The sequence below is a fragment of the Actinoplanes sp. CA-030573 genome, from assembly GCF_050951115.1.
Lineage (GTDB): Bacteria > Actinomycetota > Actinomycetes > Mycobacteriales > Micromonosporaceae > Actinoplanes.
The window spans coordinates 616,233-630,628 of record NZ_CP192038.1 but is presented as its reverse complement, the minus strand read 5'-3'; the positions used below and the strand labels follow the sequence as shown (position 1 = coordinate 630,628).

Here is a 14,396-nt window from a genome sequence, read left to right as displayed (position 1 = left end):
GGGTGGGGGTGAGAGTAGGGACCGGGTACGACACTTTCGAGCCGCTATCCACCGGTGCGCGTATGGGTGAGCAGAGCAAAGGGCGCCGTCAGGCGGCTACCTCGCGGGCGCGGGCCGGTGATCGCCAGCGGGCGACGGCCCACACCAGCAAGCCGGTGGTGGCGCAGCACGCGGCCAGGATGCACGCGCCAGTCCAGCCGTAGCGGTGGTGGAGCACTCCGGTCAGGGCCGAGGAGATGGCGCCGCAGGTGAAGACGGTGGTCATGAAGACGGTGTTGATGCGGGCCCGGGCGTCGGCGCGCAGCGCGTAGATCTCGTGCTGGCTCATTACCTGGTGGGCCTGCACCGCGAAGTCGAGCAGGACGCCGGCCAGGCCGAGCACGAGCACGCTGCGGTGACCGGCGGCGGCCAGCACCGCCATCGCGGCGGCCAGGGCCAGCGCGCCGCCGCTCGCGACCGCACCGTACCCGCGGTCGGCGATCTTTCCGGCGATCGGCGCCGCCGCCGCGCCGCCGGCGCCGACCAGGGCGAAGATGGCGATCTGGGCCTGGCTCAAGCCGTGTTCGCCGATGAGCTCGTAGGCGATCGCTGTCCAATATGCGCTGAATGCGCCGAACAGCAGGCCCTGGCAGGCGGCTCGCCGACGCAGCGCCGGCTCGGCGAGCGCGAGATCCCACACGCTGCGCAACAGGGAGCGGTAACCGGCCGTATGCGAAGGCGCACGGGGAGGGAGCAGGCGCCACAGGGCGACGGCCAGAACGATCATCAGGGCCGCCGAGATGAAGTAGATCGCGCGCCAGCCCCACAGGCCGCTGACGAAGCTCGACACCGTGCGGGCCAGCAGGATCCCGAGCAGCAGGCCGCCCATCACCTTGCCGACGATCGCGCCGCGCTCCTCCTCCGGCGCCAGGTGGGCGGCGAACGGCACGAGGATCTGCGCCACCACCGAGGTCACGCCGATCAAGACCGAGAAGGCCAGGAACAGGGGGTACGCGGGGCAGATCGCGGCCAGGAGCAGCGCGGCCGCCGTGCCGCCGAGCAGCCGGGTGGTGAGCCGGCGATTCTCCACCAGGTCGCCCAGTGGCAGCAGCAGGAGCAGGCCCAGCGCGTACCCGATCTGGGTGAGGGTGACCACGACGGTGGCCGCGCCCTGGCTCACGCCGAAGTTGCCGGCGATGAGGTCGAGCAGCGGTTGCGAGTAGTAGAGGTTGGCCACGGTGAGACCGCAGGCCAGGGCGAGCAGGGGAATCAGGGCGCGGCGCACACGCACCAGTCAACTCGCTGCGGGCGCGAGCGGCTCAGTGATTCGGATCTCCCGCCCCACGAACGGGCTCGTGCGTCGCCACGAACGTGGCCACGTATTCGTCCAGTTGACGCGTTGGGTGCCAGCCCAGCTCGCCGGCCTTGGACGTGTCGGCCTGCCCGCGGACCCGCTCGCCGCGCAGGGCGGGAATCATCACATAGTCGGTGCGGAACAGCTTGGCCACCTCGAGCAGCGGCCACTCGCGGCCGGTGCCGAGCAGGTAGCCGTCGCCGGAACCCTTCTGAGCGACCAGCACGATGCCGCGGACGATGTCGTCGACGTGGGTGAAGTCGCGTGTCTGGGTGCCGGGCGAGACGACCGGCAGTGGCTTGCCGTGCCGGTAGCAGTTCTCGAAGATGCCGATCACCGTCGCGTACCGACCGCTGGTGATCTGGCCGGGGCCGTAGACGTTGTAGAAGTACGTGATCGCGTAGTCCAGGCCGTACCACGACGAGTAGTTCTTGATGTACTCGATGTTCTTGGCCTTGGTCCACGCGTACGGGTTGAGGTTCTCGTCCTGCCCGTCGTTGCCGAACTTGGAGCTGGAGCCGGCGTAGATCAGCTTCGACCCGTTGGCCGAGGCGAACTTGACCACCTCCATCGTGCCGAGGAGGTTGAACTCCCAGGTCAGGTCGTGGTCGTCGAAGGATTGGACGATGCGCGAGTACTCGCCGAGGTGGAAGACGATCTCGGGGCTGGGCAGTCCGCGCTCGGCCCAGACCTTGGCCACGTCGACCGTCGAGCCGTCGACGTAGCTCACCCGGGGATCGTTGACGTGGTTTTCCGGCCGGCCGGTGAAGTAGTTGTCGAGCGACACGATCGCGGCAGCGGGGAAGTCGGTCAGCAGCGCCTTGATGAGGTTGGAACCGACAAAACCGGCACCACCGGTCACCAGCAGTGTTTGGCTCAACGGACTTCCCAACATCGGACGGCAGGCAGAAGGCGGGGCCAAGGCTACCAACCACAGGCGGCCCCGCCCGAATCAACGAGCGGGGCCACCGTTGGGGATGGGTTACCAGGGTGACGGGGCGGGGGGCGCGACGACCGGGGGACGGTCGTCGCAGGTGATCGTGTTCGGCAGCATCCACGGGGCCAGCCAGCCGCCGTCGTTGCCGCCGAGGTCGGTCACCGAGAACTCGGAGCCGGTCGGGGGGAAGTTGAACCGGCCGCAGTTGTTGACGCCGACCGCGCCGACGTTACGGGCGTCGACGTTCTCGAACGTCGCGCCGCCGCCGACCCGGGCGCTGAGCACGCTCGTACCGGCGCCGTCGACCTTGATGTCCTTGAAGTGGACGTTGGTGATCGAGTATAGGTCCTTCACCGGCCAGTCCGCGACCTCCATGATCGCGTTGTACGTGTTGTCCAGGAAGTTGTCGCCGACCACCTGGATGTCCGCGTCGATGTTCCGCTCCAGCGCGTAGAGCCAGATCGCGCCGAGGCCGATGTTCCAGTTCAGCTCGTACGTCCCGGACCGCACCGTGGTGTTGTTCGTGAACCACAGGTGCCCGGCGAACGGCTCGGCGCCGAACCGGGAGCCGGCGTGCAGCGCGCTGCCCTCGCGGATCGGGTCGGCGATCAAATTGTTGGAGACGGTGTTGTCGGTGCCGCCGTAGATCGCGATGCCGTTGGCCAGCACCGGCGTCTGGATCGTGTTGTGGTCGAACGTGTTGTTCGCGTCCGCCTGCTTCTCCGACCACATGGCCAGCGCGTCGTCGCCGGTGTTGCGGAGGAAGTTGTTCTTCACCAGCGAGCCGGTCACGCCGATGTGGAAGTTCAGCCCGTCGGCGATCTGGTCGGCGATCACGTTGTCGGTGACCTTCACGTTCGACATCGGACCGTCGAACCAGAGGCCGACCTTGGTGTGATGGATGTAGAGGCCGTCGATCGTCGAGTCGCTCATCGCGCCGCCGATGCCGTTGACCTGGTCGGTGTCGATGCGCTCGCGGACGTCCCCCTCGATCGCGAAGCCGCTCAGGTGGACGTTGCGGGAGTTCACGCCGTAGAAGCCGACGCCGGTATGCACCGAACCGTCCGGGGCCGGGGTGGACAGCGCGACCTCGTGGCCCTTGATGATCGTGTACCAGCTGCCGGCGCCCTCGATCGTCACGTCGTCGACGATGATGTGCCGGTTGACCTGGTACGTGCCCGGCGGCACGTAGACCTTGAGCCGGTGCTGACGGGCGAAGGCGATCGCCTTGTCGAACGCGGCGGCCGAGTCACGCCGGCCGGACGGGTCGGCGCCGAACAGCAGCACGTTGGCGGCGACCAGGTCGATCTTCGGGGCGCCGACCAGCTCGGTGTCGAGCAGGTCGATCACCGTCCAGGCGGCGGCCGAGGAGGCGGTCAACCGGATCTTCTCGCCGGCCTGGTACGTGTGGCCGAGAAGCAGCCGCTGCTCGTCGTAGAAGTGGCTGGGCCGGAACGGGATCGAGATCTGCGGCGGGTTCGGCGTGTTCGGCACGCACGAGCACTCGGTGATCCACCAGTCCGGATGCAGCAGGCCGGCATTGGGGTCGTTGCTGAACGGGTACTGGTTGTAGAGCCAGGAGTACTGCGAGGTCAGGGTCATGCTCCGGGTCGACTTGCCGACCTTGACGGCCAGTGGCGCGGTGATGCCGCCGCCGGTCGGCGCGTCCGGGATGCTGTATCGCACGGTGATCGCGTTGGTGGCCTTGGGCAGCGTGAACTCGACCCACTGGCCGGGCGCCAGCTTGACCGCGGAGCGGCCGGAGGCCTCGGCCGGCAGCGTGTAGGCGGTGCGGTCGGGGCCGATCACCGTGCCATTGGTGGCGGCGGTCTCGGCCTCCTGCTCGACGAACGGGACGGTGGCGCCCCGGCCGGCGACGAGCGACGGCGCGAGGGCGGCGCGGGTGCCGGTGACGGTCGCGGGCTTCGAGGCGTACGCGGTGCCGGCCGCTCCGACCGTGAGCGCGACGCCGGCGGCTATGGCGGCAGTGAGGGCAGCTTTCGACATCCGTAGTTCTTTCTATGGGGAGCGAAGTCCCGTGACCATAAGATTGCTGTGACGTACTACACAAGAGTTAGTCGCAAATTTTCGGCAGATTGCTCGGTTGTTACGTGAAGCCATCGTTCTCTTGCGTGATCATCGCCGTGCTGGCGGCGCTTTCGGTCAGCGCTTGCAGCAAGCCGGCGCCGTCCTGGCAACGTGTGGCCGGCGTGCCGGCCGCCGACCTGCGTGCCGTGGCCGACTGCGGCGGCCGCTGGTGGGTGGCGGGCGGACGGCGGACGGCGGACGGCGGCACCAGCCCGGCCGCCTGGTCCAGCGCCGACGGTTCGGCCTGGGGCGAGGTGGTGTTCGAGCCGCTGCCGAGCAGCTACTACGGCCCACGGCAGGTGATCACGAGCATCGCGTGCGACGGCGACCGGGTGGCGATGCTCGGCGCGGTGCCGGGCGGGGCGCACGGGAATCCCCGGGTGAGCACGTGGCGGCTCGAGGGCGGGGTCCTGCGCGAGAACCAGGCGCCCTTCGAGACGTACGGCGGGGATCGCGCCGTGGACGTGTCGCGGATGGCCGCGGGACCGTCGGGGTTCGCGATCGCCGGCAACCGCAGCAGCGGCGCCGCGGCCTGGCTCTCCTCCGACGGTCGGGTGTTCACCCTGGTCGAAGGCGCGCCGGGGCTGGCCGGTCCGACGATCGCCCGGGACGCGGTGGCGCTGCCCGGCGGCCGGTGGGCGCTGGTCGGCGGCGTGACGGTGCCGAACAGCGCCGACGAGCGGGCCGCGGCCTGGGTCAGCGCCGACGGGCGGTCCTGGACCCGGTCCGACCCGCCGGCCGCGACCGGGTTCAACGAGATGCAGCGGGCGGTCCGGGACGGCGACGACGTGCTGGCGGCGGGCGCCCGGGGCACGTCGTTCGGGCTGTGGCGCTGGCACGACGGGGTCTGGACGGCCGGCAAGACGTTCGGCGGTGACCCGGGCGGGGTGCGGTCGCTGACGGTCGTGGGCGGCAAGCCGGTGGTCGCCGGGGGCGGCCTGTGGATCGACGGGGATGCGGTGGCCACGCCCGGGCCGCCGGCGGCCGTCGCCGGGCGGGGCGAGGTGTTGTTCCTGGTGACGGGGGACGGCCTCTGGCGTACGGACCTCTAGGTGTTTTCGTCAGATCCCCGCGCTACGGGCCGATACGGAACAACGTGAAAGCAGCGGACGGCGCTCAGCTCGTGCACGTCGGGCGGCAGCCCATTTTCGACGTGCACGGCGACGTCGTGGCCTACGAACTGCTCTTCCGCGGCAGCATGGACGCGGTGGCGGCGGGACGCCAGGACACGTACGCGACGAGCACCGTCATGGTCAACGCGTTCACCGAGTTCGGCATCCGCGAGGTGGCCGGCGACCGTCTGTGCTTCATCAACCTGACCCGCGACTTCCTGGTCGGCGAGATCGCCCTGCCGTTCGGGCCCGAGCAGGTGGTGCTCGAGGTGCTCGAGACCGTCCGGATGGACGACGAGGTCGTCGCCGGCATCACCGCGCTGTGCGAGGCCGGCTACCGCATCGCGCTCGACGACTTCGTCTGGGGCTCCGGCCACGAGGTGCTCTTCTCGATGGCCTCGTACGTGAAGCTGGACCTCCTCGACGGCGACCTGTCCCGTCTCGACGAGGTCGTCGCCGCCTGCCGCCGGTTCCCGAACATCCAGATCGTGGCCGAGCGCCTGGAGACCGACGAGCAACTGGCGATCGCCGAGAGATACCGGATGGAACTGCGCCAGGGGTACGCGCTGAGCCACCCCCAGGTGCTGACGGTGGCCAGCCTCTCGCCGTCCCGCCTGCGCCGCCTCGAGCTGGTGGCCGCCCTGAGCGCGGGCGAGCCCGACCTCCAGAAGATCGTCGCCATCATCGCCAGCGACCCGCCGCTGTCCCTGCGCGTGCTGCGGGCCAGCAACTCGGCCGCGGCCGGGCACACCAACCGGGTGTCCTCGGTGCGCCAGGCGGTGGTCATGGTCGGCCTGCCGCACATCCGCCAGTGGGCGCTGCTCATGGCGCTCGACGACAGCGGCGGCACCGAGGAGCACATGCTCGGCGTGCTGACCCGCGCCCGCCTGTGCGAGAACATCGCCACGTGGTTCGGCGCCTCGGCCGACGCCGCCTTCATGGCCGGCGTGATCAGCGGGGTGGGCCGGCTGCTGGCCATCTCCCCCGCCGGCATGGCCGACCAGTTCCCGCTGGCGCCCGCGATCGTCGACGCGCTGACCGCCGGAACCGGGCAGCTGGGCCGGGTGCTGCGCGCGGTCGACGCCTACGAGAACGGCGAGTTCGGCAGCTTCGACCTGGCCGGGCAGTACATGGACGCGGTCCGCTGGTCGACGCGGGCTTTGGACACTTCAGCCCGCCTGGCCGTCGCCTGACCCTGGGCCGCGCGACTCTCGGCCCCGCGACTCTCGGTCGCGCGACTCTCGGTCGCCCGACTCTCGGCCTCGCGACTTCCGGCCCCGCGACAAGGGCCGCCCGGATGATTGCGCGCCCGTTGCCCGGTTTGTACCGTCCATCGCCATGGACGGAGATCACGACTACGGCACGGTGATCGACGCGGCGCGGCTGGCCCTCGACCAGTGGTCGGCCCGGCTCGGGCCGGCGGGCCGCATCGCCATGGCCGACATGCCGGCGCTGCTGGCCGCCGTCGACCAGCACGCCGCCGAGGTGCGGACGGCGGTCGCGGACGCCTGGGGCGAGCTGAGCCCGGTGACGCTGGCGGCCTACGCCGACGGTCTCGCCGACACGGCCATGACCAGGGGTTGGTCGGCCGACGAGGTGCACGAGCGGGGCTGGGACCGGGCGTCGTGGCCGTCGGTCCGTCTGCTCGCGGTGTGCGTGCTGCACGAGTCCCTGCGCTGACCTGCATACGGAAACGCCGAGGTCGCCGCCCGGCGCGGACGGCGACCCCGGTGCCGGTCAGTCGACGCGGCGACGGCCGTCCTCGTCGGGCAGGTCGGCCTCGATCCGCTCCTTGCGCACCTCACCGCCGACGGTCTCCTGGTCGGTGACCGTCTCCTTGCCGAGGCGCACCCGCTCCACCGGGACGGTCTCGGTCTCGACCACGGGCCGCTCGGCCCGCAGTGTCACCTCGTGCTCCGACTCGGTGATGTCCGGCCCGCTGTAGGCCGCGTCGTCGTTGGCGTCGGTGATCGGCTCGCGCTCGAGGCGCACCTCCTCGCGGCGAACCGGCACCTCCACCTGCTCCCGCTCGGTCACCACGTACTTGCGCAGCCGGGCCCGGCCGGCCTCCTCGGTCCGCGTGCCCACGTCGAGCCGCTCCTCGGACCGGGTCATCGCGCCGCTGTCCCGATCGGACGTTCGGCCGGTGTCGCTCGTCCCGGCCGTCTCGTCCCCGCGGTATCCGGCCGTCTCGTCCCCGCGGTATCCGGCCGTCTCGTCCCCGCGGTATCCGGCGCTCTCGTCCCGGCGGTATCCGGCGCTCTCGTCCCGGCGGTAGTCGCCGGCCGCGTAGTCCGCCGTGCCCGCGTGCTCGGAGCCGGTCCGGTAAGCACGGTTGCTCTCGTCCCAGTCCATCCCGTAGTGCCGGTAGAGGCGCTCGACCTCGTCCCGCCGCAGCGGCTCGTCGTACGACACGTCGATGTTGGGCGCGTCCTTGACCTGGGACTTCTCCAGCGGCACGTGCACATCGTCGTCGCGGATGCCGGCGTCCTGCAGCGGCACCAGGCTCTCCTTCAGACCGAACAGGCCGGTCTTCACGCTCATCCAGGTCGGCTGTCCGGTGCCGTCCTCCCACACCTGGCCGATCTCGCCGATCTTGTCGCCGTCGCGGTCACGCACGGTCCGGCCGGTCAGGGTGTTGATCTGCTCCGTCGTGAACATCGGGGGGCTTCCTCCTGCACATAACTTCGCGGTTCATTGCTGGCTGGCACCCGGGTGTGGTCTCTTCGCTACCCACCACCCGGGCCGCCATGCACCGCCCCGACGCCGGATTTGCGGTCGCGCTCGAAGTCGCGCCGGAAGTCGTGCCCGAACGAGTTACCCGGGCCCGCCTAGCCGGTGAGCTCGGCGGCCCGGGCCAGCAACGCCCGGCGCTCCACCTCGGACGGCGCGGCTCCGGCGGCCGAGCGGAACAGCTCGGCGGCCCGGACCCGGTCGCCGGCGCGGGCGGTCAGGTCGGCCTCGACGGCCGTCGCGGCCGGGTAGCCGGCGAGGCCGGGGCGCGCCTCGGCCAGCAGCTCGAGGCCGGCGGCCGGGCCGAACGCGTAGCCGTGGGCGACCGCCCGGTTCAGCGCCACCACCGGCGTCGGCTGCCGGGCCGCCAACTGGTCGTACCAGACGGCGATCGACCGCCAGTCGGTCTCGGCGAAGGAGGGCGCCGTCGCGTGGCAGGCGGCGATGCGCGCCTGCAGGCCGTACGGGCCGTCGGTCGGGGTGCACGACAGGATCGTCAAGCCCTCGGCGATCGCGGCCCGGTCCCAGCGGGCGCGGTCCTGCTTCTCCAGCGTCACCAGGTCACCGGCGGCATCCCGGCGGGCGTGCCGGCGCGAGTGCTGCAGCAGGAACAGCGCCAGCAGCGACGGCACCTCGGGCTCGGCCGGCATCAGGGTCGCGAGCAGGCGGGCCAGCCGGATGGCCTCGTCGGCGAAAGCGGGCTCGCCGTCCGCGTCTTACCCCCGGGTGAAGAGCAGGTAGAGCACGGCCAGCACCCCCGGCAGGCGCTCGCCGAGCGCAGCACCCGACGGCACGCGGTACGGGATGCCGGCGTCCGAGATCTTGGACTTCGCCCGGGTGATGCGGCGGGTCATGGTCGGCTCGGCGACCAGGAACGCGCGGGCGATGTCGGCCGTCGGCACCCCCGCGACCGTCCGCAGGGTCAGCGCCACCCTGGCCTCGAGCGAGAGCGCCGGATGGCAGCAGGTGAAGATCAGCCGCAGGCGGTCGTCCTCGATCTCCGGCCGGGACGACTCGCCCGGGTTCCACAACATCGCCACCTCCCGCAGCTTCGTCTGCTCCACCGCGGTCCGCCGCAGCACGTCGATCGCCCGGTTGCGGGCGGCGGTCATCAGCCAGCCGCCCGGGTTCGTGGGCACGCCGTCGCGCGGCCAGCGTTCGAGGGCGGCCGCCATCGCCTCCTGGGCACAGTCCTCGGCGAGGTTCCAGTCGCCGGTCACCCTGATCAGGGTGGCGACGATCCGGGCGTACGAGTCCCAGGCAGCGCTGACGGCCGCGGCGGCATCCATCTTCTTTTTCTCAGAGGTCCGTGAAAGGCCGGATCTCGAGCCGCCCCGAGTACGCCATCGGGTGCGCGGCGGCGACGGCGAGCGCCTCGTCGAGATCGGCGCACTCGAGGATGTCGAAGCCCACGATCACCTCCTTGGTCTCGGCGAACGGGCCGTCGCTGAGCAGCACCTCGCCGCCCCGGACGCGAACCGTGGTGGCGGACGACGGCGAGACCAGCACGCTGCCGGTGACCCGCCGGCCGGCCGCGTCGTTCTCGGCCACCCAGGTGTGGATGTCGGGAATCGACGACTCGTCGGTCTCGGGCTCGGTGTCGGTGCAGACGAACATCATGTACTTCATCTCGGCTCCCTAGTTCGTGCTTTCACCAGGGTGACGAACGGCCGGACACGATCCGGACAGCCGGCCCGAGATTTTTTCTAGGAGCTTCCTCAGCGCGACGCCGCGCGGGTCTCGAGGTCGTCGACGAGGGCGAGCATCCGGCGGTACTCGGTCTGGATCGAGGCCAGGTAGAGGTGCCGTTGGGTGGCCGGCATCTCCGGGTTGTCCAGGAGCTGGTCGAGGCCCTCGCCGAGCTCCGCGAGCGGACCGCGCATCTGGTCGGCGGCTCGCGCGTATTCGGCCGCAATCTGCCGGGCGAGTGCTCCCGCTTCCAGCGCCACGAGGTCCGGGTCGGCCACGACCTGCGGCGGTTCGGCTTGCCGCGCCGGCGCGCCGAGCCCGTGGTGGGCGCCGTTCCGCACCCGTTGCGTCTCCGACATTTCGGAAATGTCGGATGCGGCGGGCGCGGCGGCAGCGGCGGGGAATGTCACGGTGTCGGCGGCGGAAGACGCGGAGGCGTCGGCCGGCGCGGAGGGCGCGACGGTGTCGGCGGCCGCGGAAGGCGCGGCGGCGTCGGCGGGCGCGAGGGAAGTCGCGGCGCCGGCTGAGCGGTGGGGTGGTATTCCGCTGGAGATCGGAGATGCGGCGGCGCCGCCGGGAGCCGGGGATGTCGCGACGCCGTCCTGGCCCGCGGCCTGGCCGTTTTCGGCCAGCCGGATCAGCGGCCGCAGCACGAGGCCGCCGACGAACCACGTCCCGACCGCGGCGACGATGGCGGCCAGCACCACAATGAGGTCAATCATCCTGACATTTCCGGAATGTCGACTTTCTAGGTCTCGCAACGGCAGCAGCACCTGCATCTGGGCGCCAGTCTTGAGCGGCTCGGCCCATGAACGCCAGTGTGACCCGTCCTCGGCGGACACGGTCGAATAGCCGTCTTTTACCGGTATCGAGAATTTTGCGGTCGAGCCCCGCTCGGCCCGCACCTCGGCGCCCTGCAACAGGCGTACGACATAGGTGCCGTCGGTCGGCAGCGACCCGTCCCTGGTCGCCGCCGTGCGCACCTGAGCGGCACGGGTCGTGAGCAGATCGTCCACGTCCGCGCGGTCACGGTGGTCGGCGTAGAGCACGACCGCCAGCCCGGCCAGCGCCACCACGAGGGCGACGACCGCCGTGACGGCGAGCGTGAGTTGTACGCGAATGGTCCTGGGCCGCAAAACCCGAGGTAGCGCCTCTGGCACGTCCCTACCCTGCCAGTCGAATCACATGGGGCGGCTAAGAATCCCAGTCTCGGGTTACCCTGTAAAGGCCCGGCCGAGAGGCGCTGCAACGGATCACCCCCGCCACGCGGTGTTCCGCCACGCTCGGCCGCCGGCTTGCTGACGCAAGGGCGCCTCCTGATGAGGGAGGAGCCCTCTTTCGTGTCCGAGAAGCTTTCCGACAAGCTGCAGGTCGTCAACGGCCTCGAGTTCGCCGTGGCGGATCTCTCCCTGGCCGAGGCCGGTCGTCACCAGCTGCGGCTCGCCGAGCACGAGATGCCGGGCCTCATGTCGATCCGCGAGGAGTTCCGCGAGTCGCAGCCGCTGCGCGGCGCCCGCATCGCCGGCTCGCTGCACATGACCGTGCAGACCGCCGTGCTGATCGAGACGCTGGTCGCGCTCGGCGCCGACGTGCGCTGGGTCTCCTGCAACATCTTCTCCACCCAGGACGAGGCGGCCGCGGCGGTCGTCGTCGGCCAGGGCACCGTCGACGCGCCCACCGGCACCCCGGTCTTCGCCTGGAAGGGTGAGACGCTGGAGGAGTATTGGTGGTGCACGATGCGCCTGTTCGACTTCGGCGACGGCCTCGGGCCCAACATGATCCTCGACGACGGCGGCGACGCCACCCTGCTCGTGCACAAGGGCGTCGAGTTCGAGGGCGCCGGCGCGGTCCCGCAGGCGACCGAGGCCGACAGCCACGAGTACTCGATCATCCTGGACACGCTGCGCGCCTCGCTCGCCGAGGACGGCCAGCGGTTCACCCGCATCGCCTCCGAGATCCGCGGCGTGACCGAGGAGACCACCACCGGCGTGGCCCGCCTCTACAAGCTGGCCAAGGAGGGCACGCTGCTCTTCCCGGCGATCAACGTCAACGACGCGGTCACCAAGAGCAAGTTCGACAACAAGTACGGCATCCGGCACTCGCTGGTCGACGGCCTGAACCGGGCCACCGACGTGATGCTGGGCGGCAAGCTGGCGGTCGTCTGCGGCTACGGCGACGTCGGCAAGGGCGCGGCCGAGACGCTGCGCGGCCAGGGCGCCCGTGTCGTGGTCACCGAGATCGACCCGATCTGCGCGCTGCAGGCCGCGATGGACGGCATGCAGGTCGCCCGGATCGAGGACGTGCTCGACCAGGCCGACATCTTCGTCACCACCACCGGCGGCACCGACATCATCACGGTCGAGCACCTGTCCGGCATGAAGCACAACGCCATCGTCGGCAACGTCGGTCACTTCGACGATGAGATCGACATGGCCGGCCTGGCCAAGGTGCCCGGCATCGAGAAGATCGAGATCAAGCCGCAGGTGCACGAGTGGCGCTTCCCGGACGGCCACTCGGTGATCGTCCTGTCCGAGGGCCGCCTGATGAACCTGGGCAACGCCACCGGCCACCCGAGCTTCGTCATGTCGAACTCGTTCAGCAACCAGGCGATCGCCCAGATCGAGCTCTGGACCAAGCCGGGCGAGTACGAGAAGCAGGTCTACGTGCTGCCCAAGCACCTCGACGAGAAGGTCGCGCGGCTGCACCTGGACGCGCTGGGCGTACGCCTGACCACGCTCACCAAGAAGCAGGCCGAGTACCTCGGCGTCGACGTGGACGGCCCGTACAAGCCCGAGCACTACCGCTACTGATCTCAAGTTTCCGGCCGGCCGAGTCCTTAGGACGCGGCCGGCCGGGAAAGATGGACCTCGTGCATCACGCCGAGGAGATCCTGCTCTTCATCCTGGCCGCCGTGGCGATCATCGTGGCGATGCGATGGGTGGCACGCCGCACGGGCCTGCCCTCGGCCGCGCTGCTGACCATCATCGGCATCGTCTACGCCCTGCTTCCCGGGCCGAACATCGAGCTCAAGCCGGAGCTGATCCTCAGCTTCGTGATCCCGCCGCTGCTCTACAGCGCGGCGCTGGACTCCTCGCTGCTCGACATCCGCCACAACCTGCGCACCGTCATCAGCCTCTCGGTGCTGCTCGTCCTGGCCACCGCGTTGCTGGTCGGCGTCGGCTTCGAGCTGTGGGTCACCGGCGCGACCCTGGCCGCCGGCGTGGCCCTGGGCGCGGCGATCGCCCCGCCCGACCCGGTCGCCGCGCTCGCCGTCGGGCGCCGGGCCGGCCTGCCCGGCAACATGATCACCCTGATCCAGGGCGAGGGCCTGCTCAACGACGCCACCGCGCTGACCATCCTCAGCGTCGCGGTCGCCTCGGTCGACGGCGAGGGTTTCTCGTTCCCGACCGCCGTCGGCGAGTTCGTCCTCGCGGCCGCGGGCGGCGTCGTGGCCGGCGTTGTCGTGGCCTACCTGGTGCGTCTGCTGCGGCATGTGCGCGAGGACCCGCTCAGCGCGAACGCCATCTCGCTGGTGACGCCCTTCGCCGCGTACCTCCTCGGAGAAAGCGTGGGTGTCTCGGGCGTGCTCGCCGTCGTGGTGGCCGGCTTGATCATCCGGCACCACTCGCCACGCTACTCGTCGGGCGCGAGCCGGCTGCAGACGACCGCGGTCTGGCGGCTGGTGGACTTCCTGCTCGAGGGCTTCGTCTTCCTGCTCATCGGTCAGCAGCTCCCGGCCGTCGTCGACCGCCTGCACGAGTACGACACCGCCACGATCTGGACGGCCGTGATCGTCTCGGTCGGCGTCGTGCTGCTTCTCCGTCCCGTATGGCTGGTGCTCACCCAGCTGCTGCCGGGCTGGATGCACTCCCGGCTCGGCGGCGAGTCGGCCACCGAGGACCACGAGCGTGAGGAGAAGCGGCTCAGCACCAAGGAGGTCGTGGCGCTCAGCTGGGCCGGCACCCGCGGCGTGATCACCCTGGCCGCGGTGTTCACGCTCAAGGACAACGTGCCCGACCGCGACCTCATGCAGTTCTGCGCCTTCGTCGTCGTGCTGGTGACGTTGCTCGGTCAGGGCCTGACCTTCGCGCCGCTGGTGCGACGGCTCGGCCTGCGCGCCAACAAGGCCGATCTGGCCCGCGAGCGCAACGAGGCCCGGTCCGCCGCCGTGCGGTCGGCCATCGACCGGCTCGACGAGATCCAGCACGAGAAGCACGACCACGTCGAGGACCGGGCCATCGAGACCATGCGCAAGCAGTTGACCGTACGGCTGGAGCGTTACCGCAAACGGCTCGACCTGCTCGAGAAGGCGGAGTCGGACGAGGTGCCCGTCTCGCCGCAGTACGAGGCGGCCCTGGCGATCCGCCGCGAGGTGATCGACGCGCAGCGCGAGGAGCTGCTGCGCTGGCGGGAAGCCGGGAACCTCACCGACGAGGGCCTGCGGGTGCTGGAGCGAGAGCTCGACCACGAGGAACGCCTGGCCGAGCGCTCGTAGCTCCGGCCG

General features: G+C 70.6%; 11 protein-coding genes and 1 pseudogene. 5 read left to right on the top strand and 7 right to left on the bottom strand.

What is annotated here, in order from left to right; all coding sequences use genetic code 11:
- Nucleotides 1–88: 88 nt before the first annotated feature.
- From ACQP2F_RS02880 to ACQP2F_RS02870, 3 genes are all read right to left on the bottom strand, one after another.
- Nucleotides 89–1,270 carry an MFS transporter gene (locus ACQP2F_RS02880; RefSeq protein WP_433300362.1) on the bottom strand — a complete coding sequence of 394 codons (1,182 nt, stop codon included), beginning with the start codon at nucleotides 1,268–1,270 and terminating at the stop codon, nucleotides 89–91.
- A 28-nt stretch (nucleotides 1,271–1,298) separates the two neighbouring features.
- A complete protein-coding gene (locus tag ACQP2F_RS02875; RefSeq protein ID WP_433300361.1) occupies nucleotides 1,299–2,213 on the bottom strand; it encodes an NAD-dependent epimerase/dehydratase family protein in 915 nt (304 codons plus the stop codon).
- 102 nt (nucleotides 2,214–2,315) lie between these two features.
- Nucleotides 2,316–4,277: a glycosyl hydrolase family 28-related protein gene (locus ACQP2F_RS02870; protein WP_433300359.1), complete on the bottom strand. Its 1,962-nt coding sequence runs from the start codon at nucleotides 4,275–4,277 to the stop codon at nucleotides 2,316–2,318.
- A gap of 125 nt (nucleotides 4,278–4,402) precedes the next feature.
- Here ACQP2F_RS02870 and ACQP2F_RS02865 point away from each other — a divergent pair, with 125 nt between their 5' ends.
- The 3 genes from ACQP2F_RS02865 (at nucleotide 4,403) to ACQP2F_RS02855 (ending at nucleotide 7,150) form a co-directional block, all read left to right on the top strand.
- A complete protein-coding gene (locus ACQP2F_RS02865) occupies nucleotides 4,403–5,410 on the top strand; it encodes a hypothetical protein (protein WP_433300357.1) in 1,008 nt (335 codons plus the stop codon).
- A gap of 44 nt (nucleotides 5,411–5,454) precedes the next feature.
- A complete protein-coding gene (locus ACQP2F_RS02860) occupies nucleotides 5,455–6,663 on the top strand; it encodes an EAL and HDOD domain-containing protein (RefSeq protein WP_433300355.1) in 1,209 nt (402 codons plus the stop codon).
- A gap of 145 nt (nucleotides 6,664–6,808) precedes the next feature.
- Nucleotides 6,809–7,150 carry a DUF6401 family natural product biosynthesis protein gene (locus tag ACQP2F_RS02855; protein ID WP_433300353.1) on the top strand — a complete coding sequence of 114 codons (342 nt, stop codon included), beginning with the start codon at nucleotides 6,809–6,811 and terminating at the stop codon, nucleotides 7,148–7,150.
- A gap of 57 nt (nucleotides 7,151–7,207) precedes the next feature.
- Here the strand turns inward: ACQP2F_RS02855 and ACQP2F_RS02850 are convergent, their stop codons facing one another.
- The 4 genes and pseudogenes from ACQP2F_RS02850 to ACQP2F_RS02835 form a co-directional block, all read right to left on the bottom strand.
- Nucleotides 7,208–8,131 carry a DUF2382 domain-containing protein gene (locus ACQP2F_RS02850; RefSeq protein ID WP_433300351.1) on the bottom strand — a complete coding sequence of 308 codons (924 nt, stop codon included), beginning with the start codon at nucleotides 8,129–8,131 and terminating at the stop codon, nucleotides 7,208–7,210.
- Between the two features lie 170 nt (nucleotides 8,132–8,301).
- Nucleotides 8,302–9,492: pseudogene (locus ACQP2F_RS02845) on the bottom strand (RNA polymerase sigma factor).
- Nucleotides 9,493–9,502: 10 nt separating this feature from the next.
- Entirely contained in the window at nucleotides 9,503–9,832 is a 330-nt protein-coding gene (locus tag ACQP2F_RS02840; protein ID WP_433300349.1) for a YciI family protein, read from the bottom strand.
- 89 nt (nucleotides 9,833–9,921) lie between these two features.
- Nucleotides 9,922–11,028 carry a hypothetical protein gene (locus tag ACQP2F_RS02835; protein WP_433300348.1) on the bottom strand — a complete coding sequence of 369 codons (1,107 nt, stop codon included), beginning with the start codon at nucleotides 11,026–11,028 and terminating at the stop codon, nucleotides 9,922–9,924.
- Between the two features lie 183 nt (nucleotides 11,029–11,211).
- Here ACQP2F_RS02835 and ahcY point away from each other — a divergent pair, with 183 nt between their 5' ends.
- Together ahcY and ACQP2F_RS02825 are read left to right on the top strand one after the other, a co-directional pair.
- Nucleotides 11,212–12,702, top strand: coding sequence for an adenosylhomocysteinase (gene ahcY / locus ACQP2F_RS02830; RefSeq protein ID WP_433300346.1), 1,491 nt, complete (start codon nucleotides 11,212–11,214; stop codon nucleotides 12,700–12,702).
- A gap of 50 nt (nucleotides 12,703–12,752) precedes the next feature.
- Nucleotides 12,753–14,387 carry a Na+/H+ antiporter gene (locus tag ACQP2F_RS02825; RefSeq protein WP_433300344.1) on the top strand — a complete coding sequence of 545 codons (1,635 nt, stop codon included), beginning with the start codon at nucleotides 12,753–12,755 and terminating at the stop codon, nucleotides 14,385–14,387.
- The last annotated feature ends 9 nt before the right edge of the window (nucleotides 14,388–14,396 follow it).